A 14820-nucleotide genomic window follows, 5' to 3' on the forward strand; every position below is an offset into this window, starting at 1 on the left:
AGTCTCGCAGTTTTCCGGCCCGGTGTACCGCGCCCGCCGCAACGGGCGCGGCCGCACATCAATGCAGCGGCACTTTCAGCACCGACGGCGCATTGGCTGGCGAGGTGAAGGTCACCGCCCCACCCAGCTGGCTGATGCCCGCATAGCGCAGGTCCACGGTATCGACCACCAAGGTCAGGCGGCTGCCGGCTGGAAGGTTCCAGCTGCTCGCTTCCAGCCGCAGGTCGAGCGTTTTCGCCTGGCCCGGCGTGGCACCGCGCAAGGTGTACGGCTTGTGGCTGATCAACTGACCATTGCCCAGCACATCCTCGGCGTACAGGTAGGCGTACAGCGTGGTGTTGGCACGGCTGGGCGTGACCGTCAGGCGCACTTCCGGCGCACCGTCCAGGCGTTTGGCGCTCCACTGGATCGGCCCCTGCCAGACACCGGCGGCACTGCGGCCAACAAACGGTACGTAGGCACCCGGCGGCAGGTTGATCATCTGCAGCGCGCCGGAGGCCATCGCCACGCCGGAATTGGCCGCAGTCAGCAAACCGCTGCCGATGCGGTAGTTCCAGCCGGTGCCGCCACCGTGCTCGGCCAGGCCGCCGGTCGGCAGCAGCAAACCAGAGGGTGCGGTCAGGCCGTAGCTGACCGCACCCTTGCTGGTCGCCTGCCAGTCCGGGTAACTGCTCCAGCTGCCCTTCTGTGACTTCAGCTGCACCGCCGGCTGGCGGTCGATGCCGTTGGCCACTGCCTTCAGATAGTGATCGAACCAGTCACCCACCTGGTCATAGACTTCGTTGGGAATGCCCAGTGCACCGAGCGCTTCGTTGAGCGCGTGGTCACCGTGGCGCAGCTGCAGCTGCTTCGGGCCTTTCAGCCGGTTGAAGAAATCAACCAGCTGGCCCGGCGGGAACAGGCTGTCGTTGAAGGCGTTGGCCAGGAACACCGCCGGCTGGTTGGCGTTGATCTCGTCGATGCTGGCCGCGGGACTGCGCTGCGCCGCCACCGGCAACAGCGAATCCACCGCGCCCTGGTAGTTGCCCGCCAGAACATTGCGGTTGATCGTGGCCAGCTCCGCGCCAGGGCGTCCGGTCACCAGGCCGGCCGCAACCAGCAGTGCGATGCCCTGCGCGCTCGGGGTGTCGTTGCTGTACAGCGAGGCCTGCAGATCGGCCCAGCCACTGAGCGCGGCCACGGCCTTGATGCGCGGATCGCGTGCCGCCGCCAGCAGGCTCGTGCCCGCACCGTAGGAGATGCCCGAAACGCCGATCCGGTCCGGGTCAGCGCGGGTGTTGTCCAGCGCCCAGTCGATCAGCGCGCTGACATCCTCCACCGTGGAGGGCCCGGCGATGTCGATGCTGCCGCCGGATTCCCAGAAGCCACGCGAGCTGTAGCTGATCACCACATAGCCGCGCTGTGCCAGCGACTGCGCCACCCCCACGTACTCCACGCTGGGCACCGCCCAGCTGCTGGGCATCACCAGCAGCGGATAGCGCCCGCCGCCCGCATCCTGCGGTTCGATGACGAAGGCCCCGAGAGGCGTTCCATCCCAGCCGGCAATGGTGCGATGGGTGGTCTTGACCGTCGCGGCCCAGGCAGTGGGCGCCAGGCCGGTCAGCAGGATCAACAGCAGCAATACCTTGCGCATCGTCGTCTCTCCCCGTCGGTGGTGGTGCAACGGGTTGGACCGTACCAGTGCGAATGGTGCGTGGCACCTTGCGACGCAGCATGACGTTTGCTGCACGTTCGCAGCGCTTGTTGGCTGAACAGGGGGCGCTGCACGCCCCCTGCCCTGCATTGCCTTACAGGTCTACGCCGAAGCCCATGCCGGCAGACCTCTCGCCATTGCTGAAGGCACCACCCAGCGAGAAGGAAGCACGCTCGCCGATCCGTTTACCGTATCCGATCGACAGCGCCTGCTCGCCGCCCTGGAAGCCGGCACCCACCGCAATGCGACCGCGCGGGCTCTGTGAGCCGGCGGCGTTGATGGCCATGTTCAACATCGCCGAGCTCATCGCGCCCATGCGATCGATCCGCTGGTCCTGATGACGCAGGCGGCGTTCCATCTCCTGCTTCAGCCCGTTGTTGTCCAGCGCGAACTGCGCCAGGCGCTGGTCGGTGTAGGCATTGGCCGTCGTCACCGCCTGCGCGGACTTCGTGTCGGTATAGGAGTTGGCCGAGGAGAGCGTGGTTGCGCTACTGGCATCGGTATAGGCCTTTGAGGTCGTCACTGCCGCGGCGCTGCTGGCATCGGTATAGGCCTTTGAGGTCGTCACTGCCGCGGCGCTGCTCGCGTCGGTGTAGGCGTTGACGGAGTTGATGGTCGCCGTGGCCCGCGCATCGGCATAGCTGTTGGCCGAAGTCAGCGTATTGGCGTTGGCGGTATTCATCTGATTGAGGTTCACCGCATCGGTGCCCTGCGTGGCGGCGGCCACGTTGGTCAACTGGCGTTCGTTGCCGGCGCTGCCTACCGATACCGAGTTGGCACGGTCGGCGACGGAGCCATTGCCCAGTGCAACGCTGTCGTTTGCAGAAGCGATGGCACCATTGCCCACGGCACTGCTGTTGTTGCCACTGGCTTCGGACAAGCTGCCGAGCGCGGTGCTGTTTTCGCCCGTGGCGTTGCTGCCAGCGCCTGACGCGGTGGAGAACGAGCCCGTTGCGGAGCTGCCCGAGCCACTGGCACTGCTGAAGTCACCACTGGCGGTGGCGCTGTCGCCGATCGCCGCACTGTTGGCGCCGGAGGCGGAAGCACCCACGCCCACGGCTGCGCTCTGGTCGCCGGAGGCGCTGCTGGCTGCGCCGATCGCCGTACTGCCGGTGCCGCTGGCACTGGCGCCGGTTCCGACGGCCGCCGATAGATCACCGCTGGCATCGGCACCACTGCCGCACGCCAGCGAGGCGGCACCACCGGCGCTGGCGCCACCGTTGGACACGCCGCCGAAGCCATCGTCCAGCTGGCAGGTATCACCGGCCCACGCCGGTGCGGTTGCCATGGCCAGTGCCACGGCAAGGATGTGCTTGTGCATCGTCTTCACGGTACCCCCGAGGTCCATCAGGAAGGGTTCCCGGCAAGCGCCGGAAACGGTGGGAAACCGGCCGCCCCTGCACAGGGGCGGCCGGGATGCTGCAGGCGCCTTACGGCGTTACGGTCAAGGCGACACGGACAGCAGTCTTCGGCGTGCTCGGGTCATTGCTGCCGACACAGACGAAGCCCGAATAGCTGCCCGGCGCGAGGCCGCTGGCATTGATCTGCACCTGCGTGCTCTGGCTGCCGCCTGCGGAGATGCGGCCCAGGGCACGGGTCGGTGTGCCGATCCAGCCGGCGCCGCACGCATTGCTTCCGCCCAGCCCATAGGCCAACCCAGGCGCGCCGGCGGTGGCGGACCAGGCACCGCTGCCATCGGGATTGATGATCGCGCTGCGGTACACGCTGTCGCCGCTGGTGGCGTTGAACCAGAACCAGCTGGTAGCCAGCGGCGCGCGCACCGAGACCACCAGCCAGTAGCGGCCTGCCGGCAGGTTCACGTTCTGGCCTGCAGCGGCCAGGTCAAGGTTGATGGTGGCCAGCGTGGCCGACGTTCTTATGCCCGGACCGCTGACGGTGGAGGTGTAGCTCCACAGCGCCAGCTGCGGGCTCGATTCCGGATTGCCCTCCGGATTGCCGCCAACATCCCGGTAGATCGACCAGTTGATGTTGGTCGAAGTTGCCAGCGAGCCACCGTTGACGAAGCCGTCAGCGACGATGCGGGTAATGCCGGTGGCCTCGCCCAGAGTGAAGTCATCGGCACCAAGCTGTGCACGTGCACCCACTGTCGCCGCATCGGTGAAGCGCGTCGAGCGACGGCCATTGGCGTTGTTTGGCGCCTGCGCTACCAGCGTGCGGGTGCCCACTCCGGAATTGTCGATCTGCCATTCCAGCGGTGAGCCGCCGGTATTGGCGATCTGCAGGTTCACCGTTCCACTGCCACCGGCCGGCAGGGTCAGCGAGTTCGTCGGCGGCGCGGCGGCGATCTGCGGCGGCGGCACCGACACGGCGATCGGCAGGCGCAGCAGCGGCTGGCTGGTATCACCGCCCTGCGGTGAGAGGGTGAGCCTGGCAAAGCGCCAGCTGCCATCGTTCGGTACCGAACCGGTGGTGACGATGACCCGCACCGACTTGCTTTCACCCGGCGCCAGGGTAAACACCGATGGCGAGACAACCGCGGTCAGGCCCTGCACCTTCGCCGTCCACGTCTGCCGGGTCGGCAGCACATTGCGGAACACGCGGGTGAAGCTGCAGCTGTCCGCGCAGCTGCGCTTGCCGAGGCTGGCGATGTTGAGCGACGACACTTCACCCCCATTGGCTGGATTGGCGGCCAGGAAGTTGGTCTTGGTCTCGTTGAGCACCAGCCCTGCGCGCAGTGCCTGGTCCACCTGGATGCGTCCAGCGCCCATCGCGAATGCGTCGGCCGGTGTGACGCCATCTTCCTTCAGCACCTCCTGCCGCGCGGTCATCATCAACGCCGAGCGTGTCTCCTGCACGGTCCAGTCAGGACGCGCCTGGCGCAGGAGCGCGGCGGCACCGGCGTGATGTGGTGATGCCATCGAGGTGCCGTCCATCAGGCCGACGGCGTTCTCCGAGCCGGTCACCTCATTGCCTGCGATCACGGCCAGCACACGCACACCCGGGGCGGTCACGTCCGGCTTGACCAGATCAAAGATCCCGGCCGGGCCGCGCGAACTGAAGTCGCCCAGCACATCCGGCGTATTGCTGATCTTGCTGGCCGGATAGGCAATGCCGGCGGTTGCGTTGTTGCCAACGCTCGACGCAAAGGTCCGCAGTGCATTGGCGTCCGACTGGTCGATGGCGAAGGCGGGAATGGTCGCCCCGGCCACGTTGGGCAGGATGGGGGCCGGCTGGTTGTTGCCGATCAGCACGGCGATCGCACCCGCTGCAGCGGCGTTGTTGACCTTGTCGCTGAAGTTGCACGAGCCACGGCGGATCACCGCAACGGCGCCCTGGAAGGTATTGGCCGGGAACGGCGCGCACCCATCGTTGGCACTGTCGATGCCTGCACTGACACGCAGCGGCGTGGTTGCAGGAATCGGCGTTGCGAACGGCACGCCGCCCGAGCCTTCGGTCAGCAGGATGGCAGTGAGCGCCGGCGGCACGCTGCCGGGGCCGCTGACCGCAGCGAACAGCACGATGTCGCCGCGGCCATGCGTGGCCGCCGCAGTGCTGCCGGTCCAGGGTTCCAGATGGCCCATCGTGTTCGGACCTGGGCCGGAGTTGCCGGCCGAAGTGGCCACATAGATGCCGGCATCGGATGCGTTGAGGAACGCCAGCGAGACCGCCTCTCCCCACGGCGCGGTGCCACCGGCAATGGAGTAATTGATGACGTCGACCACGCCATCGGCGAGGGCCTGGTTGACCGCTGCCAGCGTCGAGGTGTTCGGGCAGAAGCCGCGCCCGGTAGAGACCTCGGTGTAGCAGGCGTCGTAGGCGATGATGTTGGCGCGCGGCGCAACACCGGAAATGTGGATCTGGTTGCCACGGTAGGACGCAGTGTGCGGGTTGCCGGCGGCGGTGGAAGCGGTATGGCTGCCGTGACCGTTGGTGTCACCAAATCCAGGCTCCTCGCGTACGTCCGCAACGCCACACTGGTTGCCCGGCGCACCGCAGACGAAGTCGTAGCCGCCGATCAGCTTGCTGTTGCAGCGACCTTCGTCGATGCCGCCCGGCGCGCAGGTACCGAGGTAGTTGCCTGCGCCCAGCGGATTGACGTGCTCGTAACCATCTTCGGCGCGGGCGGTGAAGGCCGGGCTGCCGAAGTTGATGCCCGAGTCGATGACGCCGACCACCACACCTTCGCCACGGAACGGCGCAGGTGTGCCGTTCCACAGCGCAGGTGCGCCGATCAACCCCGGTCCGACGTCGGTGTCCTGCTCATACTCCCTGTACTCTTCAACCAGCTGCACATCGGGAAGTGCGCGCACGCGCTCCGCTTCCTGCGGGTTCATCTGCAGCACCGATGCGTTGATCGCATGCTGCATGCGCCGTTCGACCTTTACGCTGCGACCCAATGCTGCATTGATGCGGGCCTCGTGCTGTACCTGGCGGTCAGCGAGGAAGCGCACATAGTCCTGCGAGCGTGCCCCCTTTACAGCGATGCGCGGTGTCGGCGCATTGCCGGTGGCTGCCGCTGCACGCGCGGCGCTGGCGGATGGGCGCATGCGTTCCGGTGCCGCGAGGCCCTGGATGTCGCCCTTGTAGGTGGCCAGCGGCTCCTCGCGGTAGACCACGATATAGCGGTTGGAGAGCTCGGCGAAGCCGCTACCCGGACCGCGTGCCGCAGGCCCGGACGGATTGCCGGCGCGCGCGTCCACCGAGGGATTGCCGGTCTTTGACTGGGCACCGGTACTGCGTATGCCCACGGCAGCGGCGGCCAGTGCGGCACCCGCCACCAGGGTCAGTGCAACCCATTTGCTTCGTTTGATCCATGCATTGCGCATCGAATACCCCCTTTTCATTGAAAGCCCGAGATGCACGCCGGCGTCAACGCCGGCGCTGTGATGTCTGGTGCTTCAATTGCGGGTGCGGCGCGTAGTCCCCGACGCCTTGCACCCCGCTGCGCCCCGGCAGCAGAATCGACACTACCTCAAAATTTGACGCGGCGCACAGTTTTTCGTGACAGCGGCAAGACAGAGATCAGTACGCGAAAGTATGGATGCGCGCCTGCATGGCGTAGCCATGGCCCCGGCCGCCGAAGCGGCAACGCGTTCGTTGCCCGTCGTTGAAGGGCAACGGTGTCCAGTGCTATGACTGCCTGCGCCCATCAACGCACGGATGCCATGGATATTTTCCGCACTGCACTGATTGCCGGTGTTGCCTGTGCAGCAGGACCGGCATGGTCCGCTGAATCACCGATCGCAGACGCCGACGCGCGCGGAATCTTCATCGATGCACAGCACCTGTGCCAGGTCGATGGCGGCCAGCTGTGGGGGCAATCCCTGTGCGGGCCGATGATGCTGGTCGATCCGAAGAGCCGCCAGGTCACCGCCTCGCATGCGGATGTACACGGCGCGTTGAAGGGGAGTGGCGAGGTGTTCGTGGGCCAGCTTCCGCCCGATGCGATCGTTGCCAACACCGCCGTGGAATGGTCCGGCATACGCTGGACGCAACTGCTCTGGCCATTGCCGCAGGACGTGTCCAGGCGCAGTACGCTGCTGGCTCACGAAATGTTCCATCGGTTGCAACCGGCGTTGCCCATCACCGCGCCGACCGAAGGCGGCAACGAGCACCTCGACACACTTGAAGGACGCTACTGGCTGCAGCTGGAATGGCGCGCGCTTGCGGATGCGCTCACGGCCACCGATGCAATGGCGCAGCACACTGCGGTGAACGACGCACTCGCCTTCCGCGCCGAGCGCCACCGCCAGTTCCCTGCGGCAGCGCAGGAAGAAGCGGCGCTGGAATTGAACGAGGGCCTGGCCGAGTACACCGGCGTGTTCGTCGGCAACCCAACGCGCTCCACACGTATCCAGGCGGCGCTGCATGACCTTCGCGCGCACGTTGCCGATCGCAGTTTCGTCCGCTCTTTCGCCTATGCCACCGGTCCGGCCTATGGCCTGCTGTTGGACCAGGCGGCCCCCGGCTGGCGCAACCATCTCGCCCACCCCGCCCGGGACCTCGGCACGCATCTGGCCGAAGTGACCCGGACCCCGATGCAGCGGGGTGCGACCGAGCTGCGGGCCGCTGCTGCGCGCTACGGCGGACGGGCACTGCGCGAAGCCGAAATGCTGCGCGAACGGCAGCGCATTGCGCAGCTGGAACACAACCGTGCGCGCTTCGTGACAGGCCCGGTCGTGCGGCTGGATCTGCGCAGCATGCGCATCCAGTTCAATCCCAACACGATGCAGTCGTTGCCGGGCCGTGGCACGGTATATCCAACGATGCGGCTGACCGACACCTGGGGCAGCCTGGACGTCACCGACGGAGCGTTGATGCAGAGCGACTGGAAGGCCGTGTTCGTGCAGGCACCCGCAACTGCCCACCCGCCGCTACAGGGTCCAGGGTGGTCGCTGAGTCTGAAACCAGGATGGTTACTGGTGCCGGGAACACGCAACGGCGATTACGTGTTGAAGGCGACCCCCTGACAACACCCGCAGGCATCGCGATGCTCTAGCACGCGAGCGTTTCAGCCACGTCCTGCTCCATTTGACACATCTCCAGTGCTTGCGCGCTGTCACAGCTTCGTCTTTTCATCGTTGACCGAAAGACGACAGCTTGTGACGCTTACGACACCGCACGGCCTCCACGGCCCTGTCATCGCGGTCACGTCTCACCGCAATCCGTAGCACCCGTCTCCGCAACGTCCCCCATGACCTCGCCTCGGCCCGGTCGTGGCGGACGGCTGCGCCCTGAACTTCTGCTGGAGAACCGCAATGCGCCTTGCAAGCCTCTTCTTCGCGTTCGTCCTCAGTGCCTTCGCTGGCGCTGCCCAGGCCCAGGTCGTCACCCTCAACAAGGGCGGCTTCGTGCTCACCTACGACTGCAGCATCCACAGCGCCACCCGCTACGAGTACACGCTCACCGCCGACACCGGCTCGGCCGCGCGCCCGTCCAGCTTCTACAAGGATCCGGACCTGCCGGCAGGCTGCCTCGGCCAGACCAGCACCGCCTCCTACGCCAGCATCAAGTCCGGCTACGACCGTGGCCATCTCGTCACGTCCAATCACATGGACTACAACGCGACCTACATCCGCCGCGCCAACTACATGACCAACATCGTTCCGCAGGTGTCCAGCTTCAACCAGGGCATCTGGGTGAAGGCAGAGAACGTGGCCGAGTGCTACCGCGACATCGCGCCGGTGGATGTCTACGGTGGCGTGGTCTACGGCGACGCCTCCAACGACTACTTCCTTTCCAGCCACGGCATCCCGACACCGGAGTTCTTCTGGAAGACCATCATCACCCGTGACCCGAACACCGGCACGGCCAAGGCGATCAGCTGGATCATTCCCAACGAAGCCAATCTCGGCAGCCTCGACAGCTACCTGGTGACCATCGCCGATCTGGAGGAGCTGCTGGGTGCGAGCTACGTCGCGATCAACGCACCGGCCTCGCTGAAAAACATGCTGCCGGCCAGCACCTGGCCGCAGCCGGCGGGGTGTGACCTGGGCTGACCGGCCTGCCGGGAATGGGTGGCACCCTGCCCGGGTGCCACGCAAGGATGGCTGTGGGAAAATGACGGGCAATTGCACCACCGCATTGCCCCCTGGAGCTGTAGATGTCCCGTTTTCCCTTCGATGCCGTGCTGTTCGACTGCGACGGCGTATTGGTTGATTCCGAGCCGCTGGTGGCCCGCGTCCTCTCCGAGATGCTGACCGAACGTGGCTGGCCATTGACTCCGGCACAGGCGGGTAAAGTCTTCCTTGGCCAATCCGTTGCCCACTTGGCCGGACTGATCGAAGAACGCACCGGCAAGCCGTTCACCGAGGCGTGGCTTGAAGAGTTCCGCCAGCAGCGCAACCGGGCACTGGAACGTGACCTGGAAGCGATCCAGGGGGCACCCGAGGCCGTGCGTGCGATCGCTGCGGCCACCGGTGGGCGGATCGCCTGCGCCTCCGGCGCCGATCTGCTAAAGGTGAAACTGCAGCTGGGCAAGGTCGGCATCCTCGATGCCTTCGGCGACCACGTCTACAGCGGCCAGGACATGCCGAACACCAAGCCGCACCCGGACGTCTACCTGGCGGCCGCTGCCGCGCTGGGTGTGGATCCGAAGCGCTGCGCGGTCATTGAAGACACCGTGACCGGTGCGACCGCCGGTGTGGCCGCAGGTGCCACCGTGTTCGGCTTCAGCGAGGGCGGCCCGCACCACAGCACGCCCGAGGCTCTGCGCGCGGCCGGTGCCCAGGTGATCTTCCAGCGCATGGAAGATCTTCCCGCACTGCTGGCGGCCTACACTGCCGACGCTGCCGCCTGACCCGGCGTCAACCCGCAGCGCCCTGCCCGGCGCTGCGGCACCTGCCGCTGTAGTGCAGCGCAAACAGGTACAACCCGGTGAACAGCTGCAGGAACAACGGCGGCAGCGGCGAATAGGTGATCCACGCCGCAGGCTCGCCCTGCCCCAGCCCGCGCACCACGAAGTTGGCGATCACCGCCAGGGTGAACACGATCGAGGTCCAACGATGCACGGGCCGTGCCCAGCCACCGCGGCTCATTGCCGGCGCCTCGCTTCGGAACGGGCTTCGATCATCTTCCAGCCATTGCCCGATGGATCGCGGAATCCGGCGTCGACGGCGCCAAAGCGCTCGATCGGCTCCTGGGTGAATTCCACGCCCTGTGCCAACCACTGCGTGTAACGCGCCTGGCAGTCATCCACAGCCAGCACCAGGGGCGGCATTGCGCCTTTGGCCACCAGCTGCTGCAGCGAAAGCGCGGTGGCCGCATCGTGGGTGGGCGGACCCGGCACGAACAGGCCCAGCTGGAAACCGTCCTGGCCTGAGCTGCGTACCGTCAGCCAGCGGTAGCTGCCATTGCGCACGTCGGTATGCACTTCGAAACCGAGCTTGCCGACGTAGAACGCCAGCGCCTCATCCTGGTCGCGCACATACAGGCCGACCGTGTTCACCATATCTGACATGCAGCACCTCCTCTCAAGTGCGCCTACGTTACGCCCCGACGAGGCGGTTCTGCTTCTCCAAAACTGCGCCAATGGCTGGGACGGCGAACGTGAAGGAATCAAAAGTACATGGCCCTCCCCAAAAGCGGATGAATACGCAGTTCCGCGACGGCGGATAATCCGCCCCGGCATTAAGTCAACTTAATGTGATGCCAATCACGCACGCGCCTGGGGGCGCATGCGATAACCGCGCGGACCGGGATTAATCGGCACCATCGCGCCGACAGGGAGCGCATCATGCAGGACGTAACGCAACGCCAATGCAAAGTTGTGTCCGACAGCCGCTGGTCGCTCAGTACCTTCATGGAATTCTATGAGCGGATATTGAGCCCTCGCATTTTCCAGCCTTACGGGATGCTGCTGGCCGGGGAAATCGCCAGCGACATCGATGCAGGGTTCGCGGTCAAGGACGTGCTGGAAGTGGCATGCGGCACCGGGGTGATCACCGCCAGCCTGTATGAGGATCTTGCGCGGCCACGGGGCTTGCGGCTGGTGGCCAGCGATCTCTCGCAGATTGCGGTGGACATGGCCCGACGTGTCCTGAACCCCGAGATCCAGCAGAACGTTCCGTTGTTGGCCGACGTGGACATGGCAGAGCTTCCATTCGATGACAACAGCTTCGATGTGATTGTCTGCGGCTTCGGCCTGATGTTCCCGCCCGACAAGGCGCGCGTGGCCAGGGAGTTCCGGCGCGTGCTGCGGCCGGGGGGGCGTGTCTACGCGACGATGTTCCACTACAACCAGCTCTTCGAACTCACCCGCCAGCAATCGCAGCTGCATTTCGGCATGCCTTCCCGGTTGATGGACGCGGCGCTGAGCCTGACCGACCCGTCGCCGATCACCCGCGCCTTCGCGATCGAAGGGCTGTCCCGGGCCAACGACGTGCCTGCTGGGCTGCATCCCCTGTCGTTCTCGCTCGACGCAGCCGGTGCGCGCGAGTTCCTGTTCAATGCCTGCATCCTGCTCGAAGAGTTCAACCAGTGCGACACCCGCACCCGTGAGCACTACCTGGACCTGATGCTGGCGCAGTTCGGCAAGGACGTGCCTGACCAATGCTACCGGGTGGAGGCATGGTTGCTGCGCGGCCAGGCCGATCCCGCCAATGCGAGCACGACGGTGGACATCGCGTCGCCCGACTTCTCGCCGCTGGTGCGCTGCCAGCAGCTGACCCATCGCGCGTCCAGCGCGGGCGTCGAGTGCGCAATCGCCGTGCAGGAGGCACAGGGGCTCGCTGCATTCACCGCTGCCAAGGCGGAGTTCCTGGCTGAGTATCCCGGCTTCCCCGACGCATCGGTAGAGAAGATGCGCAACGAGGAGTACGCACGGCTGGACGAGCAGCACGTCACGTATCTGGATCATGTAGGCGGAACCCTGCCACCCGAAAGCCTGCTCGAACAGGACCTGCAGGCGTTGAAGCACGCAATCCTGGGAAATCCGCATAGCGGATCGAAGGCCTCGCAGGCGGCATACCAGGAGGCGCGGGATGCCATCTACGCCTTCTTTGACTGCTCTCCGGACGAGTACGAAGTGATATTCACTGCGAACGCCAGCAGCGCGATCCGGCTTGTGGCGGAATCGTTTCCGTTCCAACCGTGCACGCAGCTGCTGTTGACCAAGGACAATCACACGTCGGTGCATGGACTGCGCGAATACGCCAGGGCCAAGGGCGCCTCGGTGAAGTACATCCCTCTGGACGACGATCTGCTGCTGCACGACGACCTGATGCGGCGTGCGCTGCAGCGGCTGGGCGACGGCGCCCCACACCTGCTGGCCTTTCCCGCCCAGTCCAACGCGACCGGCGCGCGGCATGACCTCGCCTGGATCGCCCGCGCGCAGGCGCACGGTGCGATGGTGCTGTGCGATGCAGCCGCACTGGTCCCGCAGGCGCGGCTGGATTGCGGCACCCTTCAACCGGATTTTGTGGTGGCCTCGTTCTACAAGATCTTCGGCTACCCCACCGGCGCAGGCTGCCTGCTTGCCCGCCGCTCGTCGCTGCAACTGCTCAGGCCACCGTCCTTTGCCGGTGGCGGAGTCTGCTACTACTCAGGCCCCTGGTCGCCCACCGAGCGGCTGCTGTATCGCGATGCCGGGCAACGTTTTGAGGTGGGAACACCCAACTACGCCGCGTTCCCGGCGATCGCCCGGGGCTTTGCCTTCGTGGCACGGATGGGCGGCGCCGAAGCCCTCGCGCTGCACTCCACTGCACTGGCCCGGTGGATCGAGGTGCGTCTTGCCGCGCTTCGCCATACCGTGCGCGGCGACACACCACTGTGCCGCGTGTACGGCCCGCCGGCACAGCGAAAAGGAGCGACGGTGATGCTCAACTTTTTCGACTGCTATGGCTCGATCGTGCCGCATGCCCGCGTCAAGCACCTCGCCGACCGCTTCGGCATCACCCTGCGCAACGGATGCTTCTGCAACCTCGGAGCTGTCCAGCAGGCAACCTATGCAACTGCGGGTGCCGAGCACTGCGAACTGGACAAGACCGGGAAGATCCTCGACTGCACCGCCTTCGATGAGAAGATCCTGGACAAGGGAGATTGTGGCGCGGTCAGGATTTCATTTGGGCTCGGTTCGAATTTTGCCGACGCCTACCGCTTCCTGATGTTTGCGACCTGCCTCCTGGACACCGACGTTTCTGGTCCTGAAGGTGTGCTCGCCGCGAGTGACCCTGAAGCCGATGCCGGCAGTCCTCGTACCGCTCCTGCCGTGCCGGCCTGACGCTCCACGGCGAGTGCCACCGCCGGCGCGCGACGGCGACGTTGTTCCAGCACGGATGTGTCCAGGCGGGGGCGCTGCGCGGCGCGTGCGTGGCATTCCGGCACACTGGCCGACGCCGCCTGGCCAGCACGCTCACGCTCGCGCACAGTGCCCGGGCTGTCACCGGTGATGTCACGGAAGATGCGGCCAAAGGTACCCAGGCTGCGCCATCCGGTCTGCGCGGCGATTTCGGTCACCGCCAGATCGGTATCACGCAGCAGCGCCACCGCTCGTTCGATGCGGCGGCTGAGCAGATAACGGTGCGGCGGCAGCCCGAAGGCCTGCTTGAACGAGCGGGCGAAGTGCGCCGGCGACACCGCACTGACCTCAGCCAGGCGCGCGACGGGCCATTCCTCATGGCTGGCCCGATCCATCCGGTCCTTGGCGCGCAGCAGGCGCCGGAGCAGTTCGGGGCTCTGGCTCATGGCATTACCGCCCGGGCCAGGTAATGGCGGGCTGCATGCCGCGCCTCGGCGGCCTGCTCGACCAGCCAGTCACGGAATGCAATGACCTTGGCACTGCCACCTCGCGCCGTGGGTGCCACGAACCAGAAGCTGCGACCGTCGCAGGCCACCCCCGGATGCGCCTGCACCAAACGCCCGCTGTCCAGCTCGGCCTGGAACAGGATCGGCGAACCAATGGCGATGCCCTGCCCTGCGATCGCGGCGCCGACATCCAGATGCTCGACGGCAAAGGGCGCGACGAAACTCTCCGGTGCCGGCGGTGGAAGGTCCCCGTGCGCGGCAAACCACAGGGCCCACCAGTCCGGCCGCCCGAGCAGGGGAATTTCCAGCGCGCTGCTGCCCAGCCCACGGGCCGCTGGTAGCAGCGCCGGCGCACACAACGGTGTGAACACGCTGGGAAACAAAGGAGTTGCCTGAAGACCTGGCCATTCGCCCTGGCCATTGCGGATGGCCGCATCGAAGTGACCGGCGGCCAGATCCTGCGGCGCTGCCGACAGGTCCAGCTCCAGCACGAACTGCCGGTGGCGGGCGCGGAACGTGCCCAGCCGCGGCGTCAGCCAACTGGTGCCCAGCGTGGGCAGTACAGACAGGCGCAGTCGCGCCGCATCCATGTCTGCGGCGCGCATGAAGCTGGCGCGCAGTGCATCGAATGCCCGGGTGGCCTCCTGCGCGACGCTGGCCCCCGTCGCCGTCAGTTCTACGTGCTGTGCATGGCGCAGGAACAGGGAGGTACCGGTCTGGGCCTCCAGCCGCCGCACGTGGTAGCTCACCGATGCCGCGCTGGTGTCGAGCTCTTCGGCGGCACGCGCGAAGCTGCCCAGCCGCGCCGCCGCCTCGAAGGCACGGATGGCGGCAAGCGACGGAAGCTGGCGTTGGGTCACCATAAGTGTGGCTTAGCCTGAGCCCCGATATCTACGTGGTCAATCCCCCCTCGTGCCCGCAAC

General features: G+C 66.3%; 9 protein-coding genes and 3 pseudogenes. 4 read left to right on the forward strand and 8 right to left on the reverse strand.

The genetic code is table 11. The features are described from left to right. Positions 1–58: 58 nt before the first annotated feature. The 4 genes and pseudogenes from AC5P6E_RS05880 to AC5P6E_RS05895 all read right to left on the reverse strand — a co-directional run bounded on the left by AC5P6E_RS05880 (position 59) and on the right by AC5P6E_RS05895 (position 6480). Positions 59–1633, reverse strand: coding sequence for a S15 peptidase family protein (locus AC5P6E_RS05880; RefSeq protein ID WP_019336523.1), 1575 nt, complete (start codon positions 1631–1633; stop codon positions 59–61). Between the two features lie 154 nt (positions 1634–1787). Then, positions 1788–2027: pseudogene (locus AC5P6E_RS05885) on the reverse strand (YadA-like family protein); the annotation flags it as partial. A 294-nt stretch (positions 2028–2321) separates the two neighbouring features. Then, a pseudogene (locus tag AC5P6E_RS05890) lies at positions 2322–3041 on the reverse strand (YadA family autotransporter adhesin); the annotation flags it as partial. Between the two features lie 82 nt (positions 3042–3123). Further along, positions 3124–6480: a S8 family serine peptidase gene (locus tag AC5P6E_RS05895; RefSeq protein WP_019337399.1), complete on the reverse strand. Its 3357-nt coding sequence runs from the start codon at positions 6478–6480 to the stop codon at positions 3124–3126. 339 nt (positions 6481–6819) lie between these two features. On the opposite strand from AC5P6E_RS05895, the gene AC5P6E_RS05900 reads away from it, so the two are divergent. The 3 genes from AC5P6E_RS05900 to AC5P6E_RS05910 all read left to right on the forward strand — a co-directional run bounded on the left by AC5P6E_RS05900 (position 6820) and on the right by AC5P6E_RS05910 (position 9953). Continuing rightward, entirely contained in the window at positions 6820–8124 is a 1305-nt protein-coding gene (locus AC5P6E_RS05900) for a hypothetical protein (protein WP_019337400.1), read from the forward strand. A 288-nt stretch (positions 8125–8412) separates the two neighbouring features. Beyond that, positions 8413–9153: a DNA/RNA non-specific endonuclease gene (locus tag AC5P6E_RS05905; RefSeq protein ID WP_019337401.1), complete on the forward strand. Its 741-nt coding sequence runs from the start codon at positions 8413–8415 to the stop codon at positions 9151–9153. Between the two features lie 104 nt (positions 9154–9257). Further along, positions 9258–9953 (forward strand): HAD family hydrolase, encoded by a 696-nt coding sequence (locus AC5P6E_RS05910; RefSeq protein ID WP_010485561.1) that lies wholly within the window; start codon positions 9258–9260, stop codon positions 9951–9953. Between the two features lie 7 nt (positions 9954–9960). Here AC5P6E_RS05910 and AC5P6E_RS05915 read toward each other — a convergent pair whose 3' ends face one another. Both AC5P6E_RS05915 and AC5P6E_RS05920 read right to left on the reverse strand, forming a co-directional pair. Then, a complete protein-coding gene (locus AC5P6E_RS05915; protein ID WP_019337402.1) occupies positions 9961–10191 on the reverse strand; it encodes a hypothetical protein in 231 nt (76 codons plus the stop codon). Further along, on the reverse strand, positions 10188–10613 hold the full coding sequence (locus tag AC5P6E_RS05920) for a VOC family protein (RefSeq protein ID WP_019337403.1): 426 nt from the start codon (positions 10611–10613) through the stop codon (positions 10188–10190). Before AC5P6E_RS05920 ends, AC5P6E_RS05915 begins: the two co-directional genes overlap by 4 nt. 276 nt (positions 10614–10889) lie before the next feature. On the opposite strand from AC5P6E_RS05920, the gene AC5P6E_RS05925 reads away from it, so the two are divergent. Further along, positions 10890–13373, forward strand: a complete 2484-nt coding sequence (locus AC5P6E_RS05925; protein WP_237707007.1) for an aminotransferase class V-fold PLP-dependent enzyme — start codon at positions 10890–10892, stop codon at positions 13371–13373. Positions 13374–13393: 20 nt separating this feature from the next. Here AC5P6E_RS05925 and AC5P6E_RS05930 read toward each other — a convergent pair. Both AC5P6E_RS05930 and AC5P6E_RS05935 read right to left on the reverse strand, forming a co-directional pair. Beyond that, positions 13394–13837: pseudogene (locus AC5P6E_RS05930) on the reverse strand (helix-turn-helix domain-containing protein); the annotation flags it as partial. Beyond that, positions 13834–14760 (reverse strand): LysR substrate-binding domain-containing protein, encoded by a 927-nt coding sequence (locus AC5P6E_RS05935; protein WP_019337406.1) that lies wholly within the window; start codon positions 14758–14760, stop codon positions 13834–13836. The gene AC5P6E_RS05935 and the pseudogene AC5P6E_RS05930, both read right to left, overlap by 4 nt. Between the last annotated feature and the right edge of the window lie 60 nt (positions 14761–14820).

This window comes from Stenotrophomonas sp. YJH_SMC_16 (assembly GCF_059367875.1).

Bases quoted from the DNA above. Each gene is read 5' to 3' on its own strand.
- AC5P6E_RS05920 (WP_019337403.1), bottom strand. From the start codon at position 10,613: ATGTCAGATATGGTGAACACGGTCGGCCTGTATGTGCGCGACCAGGAT.
- AC5P6E_RS05915 (WP_019337402.1), bottom strand. From the start codon at position 10,191: ATGAGCCGCGGTGGCTGGGCACGGCCCGTGCATCGTTGGACCTCGATC.
- AC5P6E_RS05910 (WP_010485561.1), top strand. From the start codon at position 9,258: ATGTCCCGTTTTCCCTTCGATGCCGTGCTGTTCGACTGCGACGGCGTA.
- AC5P6E_RS05900 (WP_019337400.1), top strand. From the start codon at position 6,820: ATGGATATTTTCCGCACTGCACTGATTGCCGGTGTTGCCTGTGCAGCA.
- AC5P6E_RS05935 (WP_019337406.1), bottom strand. From the start codon at position 14,760: ATGGTGACCCAACGCCAGCTTCCGTCGCTTGCCGCCATCCGTGCCTTC.
- AC5P6E_RS05880 (WP_019336523.1), bottom strand. From the start codon at position 1,633: ATGCGCAAGGTATTGCTGCTGTTGATCCTGCTGACCGGCCTGGCGCCC.
- AC5P6E_RS05905 (WP_019337401.1), top strand. From the start codon at position 8,413: ATGCGCCTTGCAAGCCTCTTCTTCGCGTTCGTCCTCAGTGCCTTCGCT.
- AC5P6E_RS05925 (WP_237707007.1), top strand. From the start codon at position 10,890: ATGCAGGACGTAACGCAACGCCAATGCAAAGTTGTGTCCGACAGCCGC.
- AC5P6E_RS05895 (WP_019337399.1), bottom strand. From the start codon at position 6,480: ATGCGCAATGCATGGATCAAACGAAGCAAATGGGTTGCACTGACCCTG.